Raw genomic sequence first — 19,224 nt, forward strand, 5'->3', positions numbered from 1 at the left:
CCTCCTTATAATTTAGTCGGTGTGTTCCTGTATAATTTATGAACTCCGAGTTCCAAATAGATTAACAATATACGGAGTCTTGACCGCAAACCCCTCAGCATAAGGAATAAGCTTACGCTGGCCAAGCAATGAATCCCGGGCCTTCACCCGCTCAACATAACCTTGATTCAGCGGCGTAAGCGCGATCTCTTCCTCCCGCGGCTCCGTACCGAACTGTGAACGGTAGCAACCCAGGGCTTGCACTTTCAATGTATAATTATCCGTCACATCTACGAGCAAATCGGGAGCTCTCCAATCGTTAATGAAATAGAAGTAGAGCTCCGGTACAGCTACCGCAGGCTTGTCCGGCATATAACGCCGCAGTTTGCTATTAAATGCCGCATCCTCCACAAGCTTGCTGCAAGCGATATGATCCGGATGGCGATCTTCCCAATAGGGCGCAAAAATGATGGACGGCCGAGATTCGCGGATTACCGACGTTATCGCCGCAATCTGTTCCGCAGAGCCGTTCAAGCCACGATCGGGCAGTCCGAGATTCAGGCGCACCGTGACCCCGAGTAGCTGGGCAGCCGCAGCAGCCTCCTGCTTGCGAAGGACGACATTACCGTTCGAGGATAGCTCCGCTTCCGTCAAATCGCAGAGGCCAACTTTGTATCCGGCAGCCACTTGCTTGGCAATGGTACCGGCCATTCCTATCTCTGCATCATCTGCATGAGCGCCAAAAATTAATATATCAAGCGGTTCACTCATTATTTTAACTCCGGTTTGAGGAGTTCAACCAATTCACGCCAAGCAAAATCACCGCGATCCAAGGCACGAACCAGAATTTCTGCCGAAGCCATATTCGTAGCAACCGGAATACCATGCACATCACAAAGGCGAAGCAGCGCTGTAATATCAGGTTCATGCGGCTGGGCCATCAATGGATCGCGCAAGAAAATGACAAGATCCATTTCATTCTGGGCAATCAGCGCCCCGATCTGTTGATCGCCGCCGAGTGGGCCCGACAAGAAACGGTGAATATTCAGATTGGTAGCTTCCATAATTCGTTGTCCCGTTGTCCCTGTTGAATACAGATTTTTACCTTGAAATACATGCTCGTAAGCTACTGCAAAATTGACGATGTCTTCTTTCTTTCTGTCATGAGCTATAAATGCGATGTTAAGCATCCTGTGTCATCTCCTACTCTTCCATAAAATGTTCAAAACCGTAAATCATCCCTTTACAGTTCAAAACCTTCTTCACTGCTATATTAACACCAGGCATGTATCCTGCGCGATCATAAGAATCATGGCGAATTTTCAAAGTTTGGCCAAAATCCCCGAATACGACCTCTTCTTGCGCAAAAATGCCCGGAAGTCGAATGCTATGAATGCGGAAGCCATTATAATAGCCGCCGCGCGCCCCTTCAATGGTCTCCTCTTCATTCGGATTGCCCTGTCTATGTTCTTTTCGGTTCATCGAGATCAATTCGGCCGTCTTGATTGCTGTGCCGGAAGGCGCATCGAGCTTTTGATCCCCGTGATATTCGATAATCTCCACATTTGGAAAATATTTAGCCGCTTCGGCCGCAAATTTCATCAGCAGAATAGCGCCGACGGAAAAATTGGGAGCGATGAGCCCGCCTAGCCCTTTATCATGGCATAGCTTGTCCAGATGCTCGATCTGCTCCGGTGTAAAACCGGTCGTACCGGTCACCGGAGACACGCCAAGTCTGATTGCCAATTCCGTATTGGCATAAGCGGATTGCGGTGTCGTAAAATCTACCATAACCTGCGGCTTGCTCTCCAACAGAGCAAGCTCCAGATCAGAGGTAATTGCCACTCCACACTGCGGCTTGCCAACAAATGTTCCTGCGTCCAATCCTTCTTCTGACGGACTTACGGCAGCTACTAATTGAAGCTCTGGATCCTCAAGCACCATCTTAACGACTTCTTTACCCATTTTGCCAGTTGCACCGACAACAGCTACTCTAATTTGTTCCCCCATTTTTAATCCCCCTTCACTTGAACTAAGATGATGACTGATTCAATTTGTTCTCCAATTGTCGTTCCAATTCAGTCAACTGCCTCGTAACCACTTCATCCTGAGGCAAGGCGTAAGCCTCGCGCAGAGCGGACAGGGCTGTATCATATCTCCCCATCTCTCCGTAAGCGATCGCTAACCATGCCTGCACATCAACGGATACAGGGTCCAGCTCCCCGGCTCGTTCAAGCAAGCGAACGGCCCTTTCAGAGCGATTCATCTTATCCTCTGTCTTTCCCTCCAGATGCCTTCTTGCAATCCCCAGCAGCTCTTTGGCTCTCAGGCGGTCGAAATGAAGCATATATTCTGCATGATCGGGCGCAAGTGTCGCTGCGAGGCGGGCATGTGCCAGAGCCTTATCGAGGCAGTTACTGCGGGCGCTAGTGATGGAATGGCGATAATGAATATCGGCATTATCCGGTTCAACGCTCAATGCCTGTTCGAACCAATAAAGCGCCTGCTCAAAATCATTCTCATAAATGCTGCGGTAAGCTTCGTTTAAGCACTGTTTTGCCTTCATTTGCTGTCCCCCTTGCCAGATGGGCTGATTCACTATTACAGCATATGAAGGCGCTACTTATTCGGTGTCCTTTTTCGTCCAACGATCCGCATCGCGAGTCGAGAATTTACGCATTACTTTATCATGGGCCTCCGTAAGATCAATTCCAAGCGAATTGGCGAAGCAAATCGTAATAAAGAGAATATCTCCCAACTCCAGCTCAATCGAACCCTCCGGTTCATCCAGCTTCTTAGGCTTCTCTCCATATGTATGATTGACTTCACGGGCCAGTTCGCCGAGTTCCTCGCTCATCCGTGCAATTAAAGCCAGCGGACTGAAATACCCTTCCTTGAACTGTGATATATACTTGTCCACTTCACGCTGCATTTCAGCTAGAGATTTCTCATCCATCCTATCATCCCACCCTGTTATCTAAATTAATTATTATGTTATCGTAACAGGAAATTGAAAACAAATTCTTTTTGGAGATATACTATGAGTGCGTGTTCAAAAAGTCCCGCTAATTTTCAATTCACTTCCTGCTTAGATATAGAATTTATTCGGTATCAGCAGAGCTGATGAATTCTATATCATAAGAAAATCTCTGGATCGCAATCGCTATCCGTGGCATCGAAGGTTTTCTTCCAAAAAGCAGACTTTTGGGACTACCGCTATGAAAGAATGCGTAAGTTGATTATACTACTCACCAGTAAAGGAAGAAACGAGTATTATGAAAAATATCACAAATTATGCGCGATCCATTGTTCCGATTATTATTGGAACAGCCATCTATGCCTTTGGCCTTCTGTATTTTATCATTCCGAATCAACTCATGGAGGGCGGCGTTACCGGTATTACGATCCTGTTGAAGTATGCCTTCGCCATCTCTCCATCCATCTCGAACCTGGTCATCAATATCCCCTTATTCCTGCTCGGCTGGAAAGTACTCGGCGGCCGGCAGATGATACTGACCGGTATCGGAATTTGCTCCCTGTCTTTCTTCTTATGGGTATTTGAACATATTCTTAGTCAGGGCTGGATCGAAATGCTCCAGACTGATTATATTCTGGCCACGATGTATGCCGGCGTTACGCTCGGCTCTGGCCTTGGCATCGTCTTCCGCTTCGGCGGCACAACCGGCGGCTCTGATATTATCGCCCGGATTCTGGGTCGCAAATTTGGCCTCAGCATGGGGCAGGTCATCCTCAGCATAGACGTTGTCATCATTGGCTTATCTCTCTTTTATGTACGTAAGGAAAATATTCTATACACGCTCGTTGCTGTATTCATCGCCTCCAGGGTGATCGATTTCATTCAGGAGGGCGCCTATTCCGCCAAAGCATTTATGATCATCAGCGATCATGCTGAAGCGATTGCAGATATTATCACCAATGAGATGGAGCGCGGCGTCACTCTGATCCCCGCCAAAGGAGCCTATTCGAAGCAGGATAAGCCGATGGCTTACTGCGTCGTATCGCGGCAGGAGATCAGACGGCTTCAAAGCATCGCCAAATCGGTAGATCCGCGGGCTTTTATTATCATTAACGATGTGCGCGATGTTCACGGAGAGGGCTTCCGCGAAGAATAATAAAAGAGGTGCCCCGGCACAATAGGGGCACCTCTTCTTTCATTAATCAGAAGCGAAAACGATCATTCTTCTCATTCTTGCCAGGAACCGAGATCACGGTTTGGTTCGCTCGATATTTCCTGTAAGCCGTGTAGAATAAGGCCAGCAAAATCCAGCCGCCGATCAGCAAGCTCCAGTTCCACGGATTTCCGTATCCGCCAATCGGGAGAAAGGCCGGTTCATCTCCTTTTTTGCCGAACAATTCCTTAATAAACCCTTCTCCTTGCTGTAAAGCACTAGCCAGCGCGGACATATCCGCTTCCTTCTCTTTCGTCAAGCTATCCGTATAATACAACCAAGAATCAAAACGGCTGATCTCCGTAATGTCCTTACGGATCACTGCTGCTGGACGAATTAATTCATAATGCGATTTCAAGCTAAGATAAGCTTCTCTTAGTGCAGCTCCGCTCCCGGCAGTACGAGCCTGATTCATACGCTGCAGATCCTCGCCAAGTACTTTGTAATACTGATGCCATAAGGCCTGCTTCGGATGTGTAAGGCTGTTCACGGCAAGCCTAAGCCGCGCCGATGAGCTAATCCACTCCTCTTGCCCATCTACGGCCTTGGCTAATGTCTCTTTAACATCCATTATGCTCTCAGCCAACGCATGAATTCCTTCTACTGAAGTCAATCCCTTGAAAGATAGGCGCTCCAACGCATCGATGACCTGTTCCATATCCTGATTCGCTTTTTGCGTATTTCCCTGCTGCATGTCCTGGTACAGCGATTCTGTAGCCGTTTCCAACTGCCGCAGCTTGTCAGCCCTTTCTTGCTCCGTTATTTTGATATCCGCGGCCTGTGCGACTGGTAGCCCGTCAGCATAAGCCTGGGATCCTTGCAGAAGCAGCAGGATCATCGATAAGGCGACTAATAGACAAGATCCTTTCCATTTCACGGACATCCCTCCCTACCATCATGTTATGGCAGGCTGTCCAAGCTTAGAACCTGGAGGTAGTTCAAAAAGTCTGCTTTTGATCACGAAGTGGATTGAGAAGTATTTCGACATCGAATCTTGAATTCAGCCGGGCCTTCCGGTGCTCATGTACGACTTCGTACGCTCCGCTCCTCTGACCCCAGCTTCATCCAACCTTCTCGGTGCTGAAAACCCGACTTTTTGAACCTTTATTTAGATGAGGTAGTTCAAAAAGTCTGCTTTTGATAAGAAAACCGATCGAGGTCATTCAAGGGTGAGCGACCGCGATTCAGAGGTAGGTTTTCTTGCGATATAGAATTTCATCAGCTCCGCTGACCACTTATAAATTCTATATCTAACACGAAGTGGATTGAGAAGTATTTCGACATCGAATCTTGAATTCAGCCGGGCCTTCCGGTGCTCACGTACAACTTCGTACGCTCCGCTCCTCTGACCCCAGCTTCATCCAACCTTCTCGGTGCTGAAAACCCGACTTTTTGAACCTTTATTTAGATGAGATAGTTCAAATAGTTCGCGAAGCCCGCTACCACCTTTTGGCTGCCCGAAGGGCGATCCAGCCGGCTAGTGCGCTGGCGCAAGTTAGCGCGAAGGTGAAGATCATCACCGCGTTCACATCATTCCACAGAACTTCCGGCAACCAAGGGTAAACTCCGAAGCTATAATCAATAATATCGTTCAGTATCGTCCAGCTCCACGCACCGATCAGCATTAAGGTGCCAAATTTAAACAGACGAGCATACAGCAAAGCTTCAACCGCCATAGCCAGATGGGATGCCACCAGCATCCAATCCTGCCATACCAGCGTATTCCCCTGAGCAGCTCCTGCAAATATAATCGTGACCGCCCAGATTCCGTATTTGATGCTTGTTACGACGGCCAACCCTTCAATAATGGTTCGGATAAAATAGAACTTCCCCAATTTCTCGGGGAACAACAGAAATAATAAAGCGGCGGTGAAAAACAAACTAGCCGTAGGGCTGTCCGGAACAAATACAATCAGCCAATGCGGCTGAGTCGCCCAAGTCTCCCGCAGCTGATGATCATACCAAATGTAGCCGTAAATCGTACCAAGCAGATTCACCATAAAAAGACACCATAATATGTATTTATTCCCGAGCAAGGATTTGCTCCATAAAGTCGACAGCCTCAAGCGTGAATCTCCTCCTCATTTAAGCGGGACTGGCCCGATAGATATGTAAAAACCTGATCGTATTTACGATCAGGTTCATCAAGTTATTACTATTCTACTGCCTCGGCCTTCTGCTTCGCAAGCCATTCCGCCAAATGATCGATATCATCATCGCTAAGGCCATTTCCTTTCGCAGTATCATACATAGGTTGCATTCTGCCGTTATAGCCTTCTTTAATAATCGTCAGAATTTCTTCTTTATTATGCTTGTCGCCAATACCGCGGAGCGACGGGCCGCCGCCACCCTTCAAGTCAGCCCCGTGACAGCTGATACAAGTAGCCTTCTTAAAGGATTCCATTGCTGGATCATCCTTATCAACGATGGCAATTTCCTTGTCTTGGGTAACGTTCGTTGTTGGCAATCCCTTCTCCCGATTCTCGCGCGCCTGCTCTTCACGCTGAATATGCTCTGGCTGAAGCCCAGTAGCCTTCAGCTCGTTCTGATAATGAGTCCAGGCGAAGTTAGTCAAATAGACCAGCGATGCGATCGATAGAAGCATCAAAGATGAAGCAATCGGGCGCTTATAGAATCTGCGCTCCTTGCCACGGTCGAGAAATGGTGCCAATAGAAGAGAACCAAAGGCAACGCCTGGAATCCCCAGCGTTCCAAGAACGACAAAATCTCCAGAAGCATATGGATATTTCAAGTACTGATACAGGAACAGAAAGTACCAGTCTGGCATCGGAATGACCTGAGCACTAGGGTTAGCCGGAAAACCGAGCGGCGCCGGTTCGGAAATCGTCAACACGAGGAACCCTACGAGTACCACAACGCCAACCATCCATTCCTTAAGCAGAAAGTTCGGAATGAACGCTTCAGATTTCCCGGGATAAGCCGTGTAATCGGGAGGTGTAACGAAGCCGTCGCCTTGACGAACACGTGAATCACCGACATATACGACTTTTTCTTTCGATTTATCTCCGTGAGCCATGTAAATGCCTCCCTTCCTTCACTTTATTATTACTCACAATTTTATAGAGGTCCGGAGATCCCTTGTCTGCGGATCATGATAAAATGCCCTACCAATAGTAGCAGCAGTACAGCCGGAAGGAAGAAGACATGGATCGCGAAGAAGCGGGTCAGCGTCTCGGCGCCGACAATGGTTCCGCCCTGCAGCAATTCCTTAATGACCGGCCCCAGCACCGGAACTGAATTGGCGATTTCCAGCGTAACCTTGGTTGCGAAATAAGACTTGTTATCCCATGGCAGCAAATAACCAGTCAAACCGAGGCCGATCATTACGAAGAAGATCAGCATCCCGACAACCCAGTTCATTTCCCGTGGCGCTTTGTAAGAGCCGGTGAAGAATACCCGCAGCGTATGCAGGAACATCATCACGATAACAAGGCTTGCTCCCCAGTGGTGCATCCCGCGAACGATTTGTCCAAAGGCAACCTGGGTCTGCAAATATTCAACGCTGGCATAAGCGTTTTTAATATCTGGTACATAATACATTGTCAGGAACATCCCTGATAAAATCTGGATTACAGTAATAAAAAACGTCAGTCCGCCGAAGCAATACACAAAGGCAGAGAAATGATGCGCCGGGTTAACATGCTCTGGTACCTCGTGGTCAGCAACATCTCTCCAAATCGGCGTGATATCGAGACGTTCGTCAATCCAGTTATATACATTCTTAAACATCCGAATCTACGCCTCCTTACTTCACTCTTGTATTGGCGACAATGTCGCCGAGATAAACCCAATCATCCTTCAACATAACCTTGTACTCATCCAGCGGTTTCGGCGCAACAGCAAGCTGTTTGCCATCCTTCGTATAATGCGCCCCATGACAAGGACAGTGATATTCGTCAGGAAAGCTTTTGTCACTGTTCCATCCGACCGTACATCCCAGATGCTTACAAATCGGTGAAAGCGCATAAATTTTGCCGCTCTCGTCTTTACGAATCCATGCCGTGAGCGAGGCAATGCTGGAATACCAACCATCCTGCTGTGGAAGTTCAAAATTGAACTCCTGCGGCTCATTCGTTATTTTGCTGGCTTCGACCACTTTAATGAAAGCGCCCTCGCCCTTTTTATGCAAAATCGGATCTACGGCAAAACGAACCATCGGAAGCGTCACTCCGCCCACCATAAATGCGGTAGCGCCTCCCAATGTGTATGTAAGAAACTGCCGCCTGGACATTTCCTTACGGATGGGCGGTTTATGTGACGATTCATGCTCGTCATGCTGATTGCTCATAATGTCTTCAACCCCCTTTTTTCGCCAATTGATCTTTAACGATCTTCCCTTTTCAATGACAATAATCACATGAATATGTAAGTCAGTTTAATAATATATTAGCGTTTTGAGAGCGTCAAGAATTTGACACATATTTTCCAAGGATAAACAGTAGGTTTGTCATTAAAGTGTCGATAATTTGTCACAATTAATTCAGTCCTGAATTTTGCCAAATCGCTTGAACAGCTAGTCTGATTTGCTCTGCTCCCTCGGGCGTCTTATAGTCTGGAAAAGCCTGTGACGTCACGATCAGATCCGCATCAGCCAAAGCTTCTGACGTCCACGCCGCATCGGCCGATATCACAATGGCATATTTAAATCCCGATAATTTGGTATTGCGACATACATTGTTGATAAGCTCCGTAATCTGTGCATCCCCATATTGAAAAGCTGGATATGTAACGACCCTGCCTTTGAACGGAATCTCGATGCAATCCATAATATCCCGCAGCCGTTCCAATTTGCCGGTCACTTCGTATGGCTGCTCCGTTCCTGAAAGAGCGGTAACCGGAATTAAGCAGGTATCGAGGTAAGGACGCAATTCCTCCCAGGCTGATAACTCAATTTCACTAAATTTCATGCTCTATTCCTCCCCTAGTATCACTCCTATTATAGTCACAGAGATGTCACATTTAAAAGGTGGATTTTCCTAATCATCAAGATCGGACGAGCATTCCCTCCTCCTTATCCAATCGGATAGGAGGCTACCCATTAGTTGAGTATTCACATTATTAATTTTCTTTTACGCAATTCCCTGAATATAGGCAATTATTGGTCTTATCGATTCTCTATTTATATAATCCACCTGTTTACCATAGGTATCCCTAATCACCTTTTCAACTTCATTCATTTCTGACTCAGCTTTCTTTTCTACTGCCTTATTTAGCATTTTCATTAAGTTGCGGTGCAGAAAGCCTAGCTTGCCATAGTCAATTGCACCTCGCAAGTGAAATACCTTTTGTGGCTGAATATTTTGATTAGGAAAGGCTCTATGCATAATATCCGTGTAGTCCATCGTTTCTGGATTCGTCAGACCAACAGTAAATACAATTAGGTGCTTACATGCATTCTTAGATACCAAATCAGACCCACTGATACTGCTGGCATATATTCCACCACTGTACATGATGATGTCATAATCTATTAGCATATTAGCTTTAGCGGAATCCCTCTCAATCAAGTCTGCACCTAATTCTTCAGAAATCCACTCAGCATATTTCTTAGTTGCCCCATAAGTAGATTTGTAGATCACAGCTATTTTACTCATACGTTACCTCATTTCTTCAGATTCTTTTGAATCAAATAAAAATTAAATCCTACCACTAACGTATATAACGGAAATATAACCATTTCTACGATAGACACCTCAACACCATTCAGACACATAAATAAAATCATTGCATCAAGTGCTATTAGCAAGGTCAAAATCTTCATAGTCATGATGGGCATAAGAAGATAGCCCCATGGCTGTTTCTTCATAAGCATTACCGCACTGAATACGATTACTGGCAAGACAATTCCTAAATCCATCGCTTGGATCGGCAAAGTCGTATAGTGTTCTAAGTAAATGCTTAGGCTCTTCGGAGTAAGACGAGAGAGCCAATTAAATGCAATTAAACAAGCAAATACTACATTTGAAATACCTAGATACTTAATTGGTGATTTTTCGCTAAATTTATCTTTCATTTTTGGTAGCTCAAAAGAAGTCATACAAGCGATAAAAGCAAAAAATGATAAACCCGTTATAACAACGTACAAGATGAAAAATGGGTTATAAGAACCAGCAAAACTGTAAATCACATAAGTATATAGAAAATATGCCAAAGTTCCTGTTAGATAGAATCTGCCTAGCAAACTATTCTTTCTGCTTAAATACAAAGAATAAACAAGAAACGGCACACCTAGGAAAAGAGTAACCAAATCCTGACCTTTTGCTTGAACTGCCATGGATAGCGAATCGTTGTGATAAATGCCACGTCCATACAGCTTAACAATCTGCCCCCCGACAGTTTCTACTTGCTCACCAATATTTATAGGGTGATTATAAAACAGGCTGATTGCAGAAATTATTGCTGCCAATATTGCTATTGCGATGGATAGATAGTCGACTTTTTTGTTATAGGTTTTCATACTATTCTCACCTTAAATTTCCCATAAAATAATCTATGTGCTTTTCCACCATTTCTTTGGCAGCCCCTTTATTTTCCATACTGTCCGATATTCCCATCATCATGTAAATTGGTGCAAAATACTCCAGTGCAAGAATTTCAGGATCCTTATCACTATTTTTTGTATTTAATACAGATTCACCTATTAAATCTTTGGCATAACCGATAACTCCACCAGTTAGGTATTGATTTAGCAAACTTGCCATTTTAGGATTACGGTATTGCTCTAATGTCAGCATTTTGCGAAAGTTTGAGGCGAACTCATCTTCAGTCCAGTATTTAAACATTTTAATGCTAAATGCTTTGATATCTCCGAATGCCACATTACGATAATCGTATTCTGCATCTTCAAAAGTACCAACTGGAACATCAAATTCTTTTGCTTTCTGGGCATCCATTTTTTCCATACGTTGAATGATACTATCAAAAATATCATGCTTATTTTCATAATGCTTATATAATGCACCTTTTGTAATTCCGAGTTCTTCAGCAATATTTCTTACAGATACACCCTCGTAACCGTCACGAGCAAATAGCTTTAACGAAACTTGTAATATCTTTTCTTTTGTATCCATATATGTGGACGCCTCCAAGTAAACGATAGTTTACTAAATATTATAGTGAACTATCGTTTACTCGTCAAATAGTTTTACAAACAAAGCAACAAACCTACGAACCACCTATTGTTATCGAATTACTTTTTTCTCAAAAAAAGAAATGCCGGTGGCATTTCTTTTAATGTTTCAATGTCTTCAGTTCATCCGTAAGAAGTCGGAAGGCCACCTCATCGCCTTTGGCCAGGGCAGAATCAATTTCGCTATATATTTGCTCCGACCGGCGCTTGCGCAGCGCTTCATCCCAGACCATCTCTGCCGCTAAACTGAGCATCGCTTCATAAGTAACCTTCATTTGATCCATAGGATGCACCTCCAATACATTGTCATGAGATCCTATATTCTTTGCCTTTCACTACATAACTTTCCATCGTCCGTTTCATCCTAAGCAAATCATCTTCTGTTAATTCACGTACGACTCTTGCAGGAGTGCCTAGAGAAAGAGTATAGGGTGGAATTTTGGTATTCTCTGTTACTAAAGATCCTGCTCCTACTAAAGCATATTCACCGATGTCAGCACCGTTTAAGACGATTGCCCCCATCCCAATTAATGTACCTTGGCCTATCGTTGCGCCATGAATAATCGCACCATGGCCTACAGATACCTCGCTCCGAACAATAAGCGGCTGATCGGTATTCACATGCCCAATCACACCATCCTGAATATTACAGCGATCACCGATCATAATTGGCGCCAGATCTCCGCGAAGCACCGCGTTGTACCATATTGTTGAATCCTTGCCTAACGTTACATCACCGACGACCTTCGCTCCCTCGGCCACAAATACCGATGAATCCAGATTTGGCCTTCTTCCCAGGTATTCAATCAGCACTACGAATCACTCTCCCGCCGTTTAGTTGGGAGTGATTGTAGCAATTAGGTACATTATTGTCAACGACTTAAGTATTATCTTGCTAGTCCTTATGCAGCTGCTTAGTTGCCATCTTGCCAAATCCAGTGGTTTGAACATACCGTTCTCCATCTTCGCTCTCTCCAATACGGATCATGCCCAGATGAAGCATCATGCGCAAAATCCGCTCTTCGAATATCGATTCAGGAGTGTCATAGAAGAAAGGAGCGATTAGAGACCCCAGGTTCTGGTACAATGACTTCACACTGACCCAGTCTGCAGAAGATCGTTCGATCCAATAGATCATCGAGAGCAGGTTCGGGATCGGTATTTTGTACAGCCTTAGCCAGAAGGCAACAAACTGCAACATCGCTTCACGATGTTCTTCCTTAAGATAGGCTAGGCCGGTCGAGGTGAGCCTGAGGCTGTCCCCTTCTTCCTTGATCAGACGGACATGATAGGCATAGTCGTAGAGCAGCGAAAAACGGCTCGGATAATCCTTGAATCGACGGCCATAACCAAATCTCCAGCCTTTGCCCACAAGCGGTTCGCTTACATGAAGCATCTCCATGATTTGCATTTGGCTGCGCCGATACATCACACCTTCTGCATTAAGAGCAACACTATGATTCATGACATATTCAAGGAACAACAGCAGGTCAGTTGCCATGAGATCGGGCTCTTCCCGATAGAGGACTGGCTCTTGCTCTGCCAGAATAACCTCTGACTTAATACGCCTCTCAAGCACCTCGCGAAACCTGCAACGCAAGTCGTCGGGCACCTCGAACAGGTAACGTGTTGCCGGAGTCGCTCCCTGGAAGAGCCAGGCGCGCTGTCTAAACCGAGATATAACTTCGCGCGGATTCTCCCGCTCCTGCTCCTGATCACGCTCAGCTTTGACTGCTCGCGACTGCTTGACGCAAGCCAGCAGATCCTCAAGACTGAATTGTTTGCGGCCATCGAACAGAAGAGCGTTCAAGAAGCGTAAATCCTCCATGCTCATTCCGTCCACATGATGCTCGACGAAGTCTCGCCGCCCTACCGTCTGCAGGATGGACTGAATCAGTTCAAGCTTGGAGTTTCCGTTGCAATCACACCGATAATGGTTCGCTATTCTGCTGAGCTGCGTAATATCAGCATAAGTTAGCATATCCGCCAGATTCATAGGTTACCGCCTCGCCGTTTTAATACCATTATGGGAAATTTGACGGTAATTATTCCTTCATACCAAAAAAAACCAGCCCATTTGGGCCGGTCTCATAGGTTACAGGTCATTCCAAAACTTACTTATCTTCCAGATGGCGTGTGCAATTATAGAGGCGCATATCCCAATTGTGATCATTCTTCTCCAGTATAGTTAAGGAGAGATTGCCGATGCGCTCCGTACACTTATTCTGATATAGAACTGTAAACAACTGGGCTAGCAATCCACCGTGAGAGACTACAAGCACATTATTATCGCTATACTTCTCACCAATTTCCTTCAAAAATGACAAAGCTCTCTCCTGAATAGCTTCATCGCTCTCCTGACCAAGATCCCGCTGCTTCCAATCTACTCCCCAAAGCGTCTCACGCTCTTCGGCTGTTAGTCCTTCTACTTGACCAAAGGCCTTCTCAACCAATCTCGAATCCGGATCATATAACGGAATATTCAGCGTTTTGGCAATAATCTCCCCCGTCTCCTGAGCCCGAGACAAGCCACTGGTAATGACAAAATCCCATTTATACTTCTGGTCCGCAAGCAGACGCTCCGCTAACTTCTTCGCCTGACCACGTCCTTCTTCATTAAGGGGAATATCGCTCTGTCCCTGAATTCTCCCGATCTTATTCCAATCTGTCAATCCATGACGTATCAAGCCAACTAGCATAATCAACCTCCCCAAAAATTATCTCTAGTATCCTCTAATTCGAAGTACTCCTATATAAAAAAAGATAAACACTTCTTCCGGGGAAGAAGCGCCTATCCAATCTCACGCTATCTCTTGGAGCGGCGGATGCCCTTCCAGGACACGATGGCAAGAACCATGCCCCCCATCGACAAGTACATCCAATATTGCGGATAAGTCGGGCCCATTTGCACTACGAACGGATCGACAATGCCGCGGACTTCGTTCGGCAAGCTGAAGGAGACATTGCTTGTCTTCTCACTGTCGGTTGTAGCCACCGCAGTCGGCAGCACACCGGTCAAAGATTCATATTCCGAGTCCTTTTCGAATTTCCCGCCCATCACGAACAGTAATGTGCTGCATAGGAAGACCACGAGGAAGCATGCTGCCCATAATGAGACACGCCTGCTGATCCGTTTATGAAATCCGGGGTCTCGAACATCCGGAGCAAGCCAGGGAGATTCCGAGTAGATTCTATCCATTACCTTGCGGTTCACGGACTCGGCTTGTTCTTCAGTAATCTCAAACGGCAGATCATGGACCGCTTCCAGACTTTCCTGCCAGAAACGATATTCAACCGCACAGGTTTCACAGCCTATAACATGCCACTCCAACATTTGTCTAAGAGGATCATCCTTCGGAAGATCCGGAAGTAGTGGAAATAACTGCTCCGCCTCTCTACAATTCATCTGCTTTTCATCCCTTCATAATGCTCGTAGCTCGGCTCATAGAAATAGGGTTCAAGCTGACTTTTTACACTGCTGCGTGCTCGGAACAACAAGGATTTCACAGCACTTACGCTTTGACCTAGAATGCAGGCGATTTCCTGATAGTCCAGTTGGTCGTACTCGCGTAATATCAGAGCCGATCGCTGCTTTTCCGGAAGATTGTTAATTGCTTCGCGAACCAGGCCAACACGTTCATTGCGCAAAATCGCCTGTTCAGGCACAAGCTCATGCGGAGCAACAGGTATGTATCCACTCTCCTCTAACGGCACATTGCCGCTTCGCTGCTTACGTAATTCACTCAAAACGGTGTTTCTTGCAATCGTATAAAGCCAGGTAGAGAAGGAAGCATCTACTTCACGGAAAGAGTGCAAACTTCGAAATGCTTTATAAAAAGTCTCAGAACAAATATCCTCTGCCATCAATTCCAATTGAGCGCTCTTCAGCATGTGATATACAAATGCCAAAATTTTGCGTTGATACCTTCGCATCAACTCCGAGTATAACTCGGTATTGCCTTCTTTTATCTCACGAATCATTTGGGAATCCGTCATTTAAGTGCGAACCTCCTCGCCCATCCATGCGCTTATTCCCCGTTCGATTCTTATACATTATTACCGAACAGGATTAAAAAAGTTGCGGTTTGCTTATGTAATTATTAAAAAAACATCCATATGATGGCGTCATTATCAATTCATATTGCAATCCTTCAATATTATACCATAGAAGAGGGGCGGATAAAAATATGTCCGGGCTAAGACAACGCCATGTAGTCGAATAGGATAACACTAACCCTCATCGCGGCATAAATTACTCTTATAGTGCGTTTTCTAATTTCACAAACGGAAGAAGGTAATCCTATGTCTTCTCCCGGCAAAAGCAATAAAGCCAGAAATAGCAGCTCTAAAAATGGAAATTCAAACAATAATTCGAACAGCAAATCTTCCAAATCGAAACAGCAAAAGCCCGGGAGCATTGAAGCCGCTGTTGCCGCCCTGCTGTTAACCGGTAAATTAAAGGTCGACTCCGTCGAATTGTTCAGGGAAGCGTCTGTCGTCATCAGCTTGATTGGCCAATACAAAACACTCAGCTCCGGCAACGGATCGAACATAGATACGCTGGTCTCATTTTTTCAGAGCAATGGTGATCTTACATTAAATGACGTATTTGCCGCGATGAAGAAAATGACAGATTAAATGTGCACGGTTAGACAGTATGACGTAAAGGGGGCCTCAGAGTTGGGAGAGTTTGATGGCGAAAGATTTGCTGAGCTTCTTATTTTAATCATCGTTATTGGCTTGCTGTTCTTCGGATCGACGGAAATCGCCGATTACACTACCGGACCCACTCCGCTATAAAGCTGTTTGTATTACATTTCCTAGAGCTTTATTCCTTCATTGTTCAACACCTTTACTTTTGGAGAAGAGGTATTGCCTGCACGAGTCGTATCCTCAACCACTTGTATTATATTTTTATAGGTTTGCTGGGCACCCAGCACCAGAAGGACCCGGCCAAGACTCGTGAGCCTGAGTTGTCTTGAACAGAAGCCCCCGATCGTCATCATCAAAGGGACTGTCGGTGAAGTGTTGGACAATATAACCTTCTCCGACAGTTCTTCTTTATCGGCCAACAGTTGAAATGAGCTGGTGATCGCTGGAATTACCGCTTTGGAATTGCCTCTCCCCACACTGAAAATATCATTTCCCTGATCGTCCTTGCCATGATGAATCAATTTGCCATGTTCCTGCGGAAGCAGCTTATCGAACATGTACGTATTCAGAATTTCCTCCTTGGAAGGTTTACGGTCGCGTGGTAACCGATTCAAATGATAAGCCGCAGCTAAGACGGAGGTATGTGTTCCCCCATAACAGTTGTAAATGTAGATCATGCTGATTTCCCCTTTGTGGATATTATTAAAGATCAATGTGTCCCGTTTGTCATCAAGATATACTTTAACATTGGACTGGCTGTTAACAGCCACCGTATTTTCCCATATATATATAAATCATTTTGGGGGACGATAATTCCCGGGGAATAAAATATCTATTCGGAGGAAAAAGCCCATGAAAAAACTATCTGCTGTCCTGCTATCCGCAACTCTTCTCCTTTCCTTCGCATCGGCTGTTAGTGCGGCTCCTGCTCATCATACCAAGGCCCATGAGCATAAGATGCATACCAAATCGATGCATAAGGAAAGAGCGGGCAAACACAAAATGCATACGAAGAGCATTAAGGCTAAGAGCATCAAGACTAAGGCCACTGAAATGCCTCGTTCTGGCTTTGGCGGCGCTAGCGAACAAACAGAATAGAGGAGCTGAGAGAGGGGGATTCCCCTCTTTCTATATTTATCAAGATGAAAATACTGAACATGCTGCAATGGAAGCTCACAATCGTTACATGCCTTATAGCCTTAGCCTGCTCGAGCTGTTCGGCCCCAGAGACGAGGAACACTGCGGAGAAACAAACCGATCTTCCACAGACCTCAGCCCAATCGCAATCCAACAACGAAATTATAGAGCCTAATCCACCAGCAAAAACATCCGAAAATGCTGTACATAATGCTCCGGTTGAGCCATTCCTGCCCCATCATCTGTATATTCCAGGCATTAATGCCTTTGCTCAGATCATGCCGGTGGGGGTTGCGGAGGATGGGCGAATGGATGTGCCAGAGGATACTGAAGTCGTCGGCATTTTGCAGCCAGGCGTTCTTGCCGGAGGCCAAGGGAACGTCATTATGGACGGACATGTAGACAGCTATACCGGTCCGGCGATCTTTTTTAATTTGAAGAAACTGCGTCCAGGCGATACCATTATCGTATCTAATAAGACAGGGCAACGACTTATCTATGCAGTTGAAAGCGTCGAGACCTTCATTACAGCTGAAGCCCCGCTTGAAAGAATTTTTGGCGATACGGATGAATACAGGCTTAATCTGATTACTTGCACGGGGAAATACAGCCGCAAGAAAAAAGAACATGAGATGCGGCTTGTCGTGTTTGCCAAACTACAGAATGAGCCCTGATGGCGCCTCTCTGTAAAAGGGAAAATTTGTAGTTAATCTCCAATGAAAGCGCTAAAAAAATGTGTTGACAGAATGAAAACGGATACATTATAATAAAAGCACAGTATGGTTTCTCTCCACTCCTATCCAATATCTGTTGCTCGTTAGTGAGCATGCGCCACTTCAACACGAAGTGGCGTTTTTTTTATTCATTTTAGATCGTTCGAGCTTATATGTATTATCAAAATGAAAAAAGCAGGGTCCTAAAGACCCCGCTTTCCGTCAAGTTCATATAAGTATAGTAATTAGACGTATACAGCATAACCCATCGATTGCAGATGTTCTTTGGCTCGTTCCATTGCGCTTTCCTGGCGGAAGGACAAATGCAGCAGGCCAGGCACATCCTCGCGGCTCTCGATAATCTGAATATTGCTCAAGTTGATGTTCTGATCCCCAAGCTCGGTCGTAATCTGTCCGATAATCCCCGGATGGTCTGGGACATCGATATACAAATCAAAGAGCGAGGAAATCATGCCTTTGCGTCGTTCAGGAAGCTCGCTGCGGAATCGGTTTGCTTTGACGAAGGAATCGACGATCCCCTCCCCATTCCTGTCCTCCAGCATGGAGATAAAACCACCGATCTCTTCATTCCAATCCTTAAGCAGCGATAACACCACGTCACGATTGCTCAGCAGAATATCACGCCAGATAATCGGATCGCTGGAAGCAATCCGCGTAATGTCGCGGAAACCACCGGCCGCAAGGGTTCGGTACAAGCCGTTGGAGGCATTGTAATCACACACCTGATTGACGAGCGCTACCGCAATAATATGCGGCAGATGACTAATCGCACCAACGATCTCGTCATGCTGTACAGGGTTAACGCGTACGACCTGGGCCCTTGTATATTGCAGAAGTTCCTCCAATTTGGCGGAAGCCTCGTCTGGAACGCCTGTTGCCGGCGTTAGAACATAGTATGCATTCTCGAACAGCAGCGTCGAAGCCGCCTCCACCCCGGACCGCTCAGAGCCGGCCATTGGATGGCCGCCAATAAAATACACGTCCGGCCGCGACAGCTTCTCTGCCGCAGCAGCGATCGAAGCCTTCGTGCTGCCTACATCCGTTATAATACACCCCTGCTTAAGCGGCAGCGCATACAGCTTCTCCAGATACTCTTCCAGATTGCCTACTGGCACACATAGAAATATAAAGTCGGCGTCACGCACCGCTTCTTCCATCGAGAGGGTCGCGGAATCCACCACACCCCGATCCAGCATCACCTCAAGCGAGCGGGAGCGGGGGCTGTGGCCAACCACCTCAATCCCCGGCTTGCCGCGAAAACATAGGGCCAGAGACCCGCCGATCAATCCAACACCAAATATTGCAATTTTTGTAGTCATAAATTTTCACTCAACTTCTACTAAGATTATTTACTTCATCATAAACAGGATACTTGTCAAAG

Annotated in this window: 26 protein-coding genes; 4 read left to right on the forward strand and 22 right to left on the reverse strand. The window is 45.9% G+C overall.

Features of this window, described 5'->3' with window-relative positions; genetic code table 11:
- Nucleotides 1-36 precede the first annotated feature (36 nt).
- Genes bshB1 through DMN77_RS06565 form a run of 5 tightly spaced genes read right to left on the reverse strand, consistent with a single transcriptional unit; the run spans nt 37 to nt 2,935 of the window.
- Nucleotides 37-750, reverse strand: a complete 714-nt coding sequence (gene bshB1 / locus DMN77_RS06545; protein WP_179014094.1) for a bacillithiol biosynthesis deacetylase BshB1 — start codon at nt 748-750, stop codon at nt 37-39.
- A complete protein-coding gene (gene mgsA, locus DMN77_RS06550; RefSeq protein ID WP_179014096.1) occupies nt 750-1,169 on the reverse strand; it encodes a methylglyoxal synthase in 420 nt (139 codons plus the stop codon). Before mgsA ends, bshB1 begins: the two co-directional genes overlap by 1 nt.
- Before the next feature lie 13 nt (nt 1,170-1,182).
- Nucleotides 1,183-1,989, reverse strand: a complete 807-nt coding sequence (gene dapB, locus DMN77_RS06555; protein ID WP_179014098.1) for a 4-hydroxy-tetrahydrodipicolinate reductase — start codon at nt 1,987-1,989, stop codon at nt 1,183-1,185.
- Nucleotides 1,990-2,011: 22 nt separating this feature from the next.
- The gene (locus tag DMN77_RS06560; protein ID WP_179014100.1) at nt 2,012-2,545 is read right to left on the reverse strand and encodes a tetratricopeptide repeat protein; all 534 of its coding nucleotides are present in this window, start codon (nt 2,543-2,545) and stop codon (nt 2,012-2,014) included.
- Nucleotides 2,546-2,602: 57 nt separating this feature from the next.
- A complete protein-coding gene (locus DMN77_RS06565) occupies nt 2,603-2,935 on the reverse strand; it encodes a nucleotide pyrophosphohydrolase (RefSeq protein WP_179014102.1) in 333 nt (110 codons plus the stop codon).
- Between the two features lie 319 nt (nt 2,936-3,254).
- On the opposite strand from DMN77_RS06565, the gene DMN77_RS06570 reads away from it, so the two are divergent.
- Complete coding sequence (locus tag DMN77_RS06570) at nt 3,255-4,112, forward strand: YitT family protein (protein ID WP_068781718.1); 858 nt, start codon at nt 3,255-3,257, stop codon at nt 4,110-4,112.
- A gap of 46 nt (nt 4,113-4,158) precedes the next feature.
- On the opposite strand, the gene DMN77_RS06575 is transcribed toward DMN77_RS06570, so the two are convergent.
- From DMN77_RS06575 to DMN77_RS06645, 15 genes are all read right to left on the reverse strand, one after another.
- A complete protein-coding gene (locus DMN77_RS06575) occupies nt 4,159-5,046 on the reverse strand; it encodes a sporulation protein YpjB (protein WP_372775494.1) in 888 nt (295 codons plus the stop codon).
- 562 nt (nt 5,047-5,608) lie between these two features.
- Nucleotides 5,609-6,235, reverse strand: coding sequence for a DUF1405 domain-containing protein (locus DMN77_RS06580; protein WP_179014105.1), 627 nt, complete (start codon nt 6,233-6,235; stop codon nt 5,609-5,611).
- An 89-nt stretch (nt 6,236-6,324) separates the two neighbouring features.
- Nucleotides 6,325-7,206 (reverse strand): menaquinol-cytochrome c reductase cytochrome b/c subunit, encoded by an 882-nt coding sequence (locus DMN77_RS06585; protein ID WP_068781721.1) that lies wholly within the window; start codon nt 7,204-7,206, stop codon nt 6,325-6,327.
- 41 nt (nt 7,207-7,247) lie between these two features.
- The gene (qcrB, locus tag DMN77_RS06590) at nt 7,248-7,919 is read right to left on the reverse strand and encodes a menaquinol-cytochrome c reductase cytochrome b subunit (RefSeq protein ID WP_068781722.1); all 672 of its coding nucleotides are present in this window, start codon (nt 7,917-7,919) and stop codon (nt 7,248-7,250) included.
- A gap of 16 nt (nt 7,920-7,935) precedes the next feature.
- Nucleotides 7,936-8,478, reverse strand: coding sequence for a Rieske (2Fe-2S) protein (locus DMN77_RS06595; protein WP_179014107.1), 543 nt, complete (start codon nt 8,476-8,478; stop codon nt 7,936-7,938).
- A gap of 187 nt (nt 8,479-8,665) precedes the next feature.
- Nucleotides 8,666-9,097 (reverse strand): DUF2487 family protein, encoded by a 432-nt coding sequence (locus DMN77_RS06600; RefSeq protein WP_068781723.1) that lies wholly within the window; start codon nt 9,095-9,097, stop codon nt 8,666-8,668.
- A 162-nt stretch (nt 9,098-9,259) separates the two neighbouring features.
- On the reverse strand, nt 9,260-9,784 hold the full coding sequence (locus DMN77_RS06605) for a flavodoxin domain-containing protein (RefSeq protein WP_179014108.1): 525 nt from the start codon (nt 9,782-9,784) through the stop codon (nt 9,260-9,262).
- Nucleotides 9,785-9,792: 8 nt separating this feature from the next.
- A complete protein-coding gene (locus DMN77_RS06610) occupies nt 9,793-10,647 on the reverse strand; it encodes a hypothetical protein (RefSeq protein WP_179014110.1) in 855 nt (284 codons plus the stop codon).
- A 7-nt stretch (nt 10,648-10,654) separates the two neighbouring features.
- Nucleotides 10,655-11,260: a TetR/AcrR family transcriptional regulator gene (locus tag DMN77_RS06615; RefSeq protein WP_179014112.1), complete on the reverse strand. Its 606-nt coding sequence runs from the start codon at nt 11,258-11,260 to the stop codon at nt 10,655-10,657.
- 160 nt (nt 11,261-11,420) lie between these two features.
- Nucleotides 11,421-11,603, reverse strand: coding sequence for an IDEAL domain-containing protein (locus DMN77_RS06620; protein ID WP_068781726.1), 183 nt, complete (start codon nt 11,601-11,603; stop codon nt 11,421-11,423).
- Between the two features lie 22 nt (nt 11,604-11,625).
- On the reverse strand, nt 11,626-12,132 hold the full coding sequence (locus tag DMN77_RS06625; RefSeq protein ID WP_068781727.1) for a gamma carbonic anhydrase family protein: 507 nt from the start codon (nt 12,130-12,132) through the stop codon (nt 11,626-11,628).
- Nucleotides 12,133-12,214: 82 nt separating this feature from the next.
- Complete coding sequence (locus DMN77_RS06630; RefSeq protein WP_179014113.1) at nt 12,215-13,315, reverse strand: hypothetical protein; 1,101 nt, start codon at nt 13,313-13,315, stop codon at nt 12,215-12,217.
- A gap of 118 nt (nt 13,316-13,433) precedes the next feature.
- Nucleotides 13,434-14,018, reverse strand: a complete 585-nt coding sequence (locus DMN77_RS06635) for a histidine phosphatase family protein (RefSeq protein WP_068781729.1) — start codon at nt 14,016-14,018, stop codon at nt 13,434-13,436.
- Between the two features lie 107 nt (nt 14,019-14,125).
- Nucleotides 14,126-14,725 carry an anti-sigma factor gene (locus DMN77_RS06640; RefSeq protein ID WP_068781730.1) on the reverse strand — a complete coding sequence of 200 codons (600 nt, stop codon included), beginning with the start codon at nt 14,723-14,725 and terminating at the stop codon, nt 14,126-14,128.
- A complete protein-coding gene (locus DMN77_RS06645; RefSeq protein WP_068781731.1) occupies nt 14,722-15,315 on the reverse strand; it encodes an RNA polymerase sigma factor in 594 nt (197 codons plus the stop codon). Before DMN77_RS06645 ends, DMN77_RS06640 begins: the two co-directional genes overlap by 4 nt.
- Nucleotides 15,316-15,621: 306 nt before the next feature.
- On the opposite strand from DMN77_RS06645, the gene DMN77_RS06650 reads away from it, so the two are divergent.
- Complete coding sequence (locus tag DMN77_RS06650) at nt 15,622-15,957, forward strand: hypothetical protein (protein ID WP_069188393.1); 336 nt, start codon at nt 15,622-15,624, stop codon at nt 15,955-15,957.
- Nucleotides 15,958-16,139: 182 nt separating this feature from the next.
- Here DMN77_RS06650 and DMN77_RS06655 read toward each other — a convergent pair whose 3' ends face one another.
- The gene (locus DMN77_RS06655; RefSeq protein ID WP_179014115.1) at nt 16,140-16,649 is read right to left on the reverse strand and encodes a DUF3189 family protein; all 510 of its coding nucleotides are present in this window, start codon (nt 16,647-16,649) and stop codon (nt 16,140-16,142) included.
- Between the two features lie 175 nt (nt 16,650-16,824).
- On the opposite strand from DMN77_RS06655, the gene DMN77_RS06660 reads away from it, so the two are divergent.
- On the forward strand, nt 16,825-17,070 hold the full coding sequence (locus DMN77_RS06660; RefSeq protein ID WP_068781732.1) for a hypothetical protein: 246 nt from the start codon (nt 16,825-16,827) through the stop codon (nt 17,068-17,070).
- Nucleotides 17,071-17,129: 59 nt separating this feature from the next.
- Nucleotides 17,130-17,783: a class F sortase gene (locus DMN77_RS06665; protein WP_179014116.1), complete on the forward strand. Its 654-nt coding sequence runs from the start codon at nt 17,130-17,132 to the stop codon at nt 17,781-17,783.
- Between the two features lie 284 nt (nt 17,784-18,067).
- On the opposite strand, the gene DMN77_RS06670 is transcribed toward DMN77_RS06665, so the two are convergent.
- Nucleotides 18,068-19,162 (reverse strand): prephenate dehydrogenase, encoded by a 1,095-nt coding sequence (locus DMN77_RS06670; RefSeq protein WP_179014118.1) that lies wholly within the window; start codon nt 19,160-19,162, stop codon nt 18,068-18,070.
- Nucleotides 19,163-19,224 lie beyond the last annotated feature (62 nt).

Origin of the sequence: Paenibacillus sp. 79R4, from assembly GCF_013393165.1 — a bacterium.
GTDB lineage: Bacteria > Bacillota > Bacilli > Paenibacillales > Paenibacillaceae > Fontibacillus.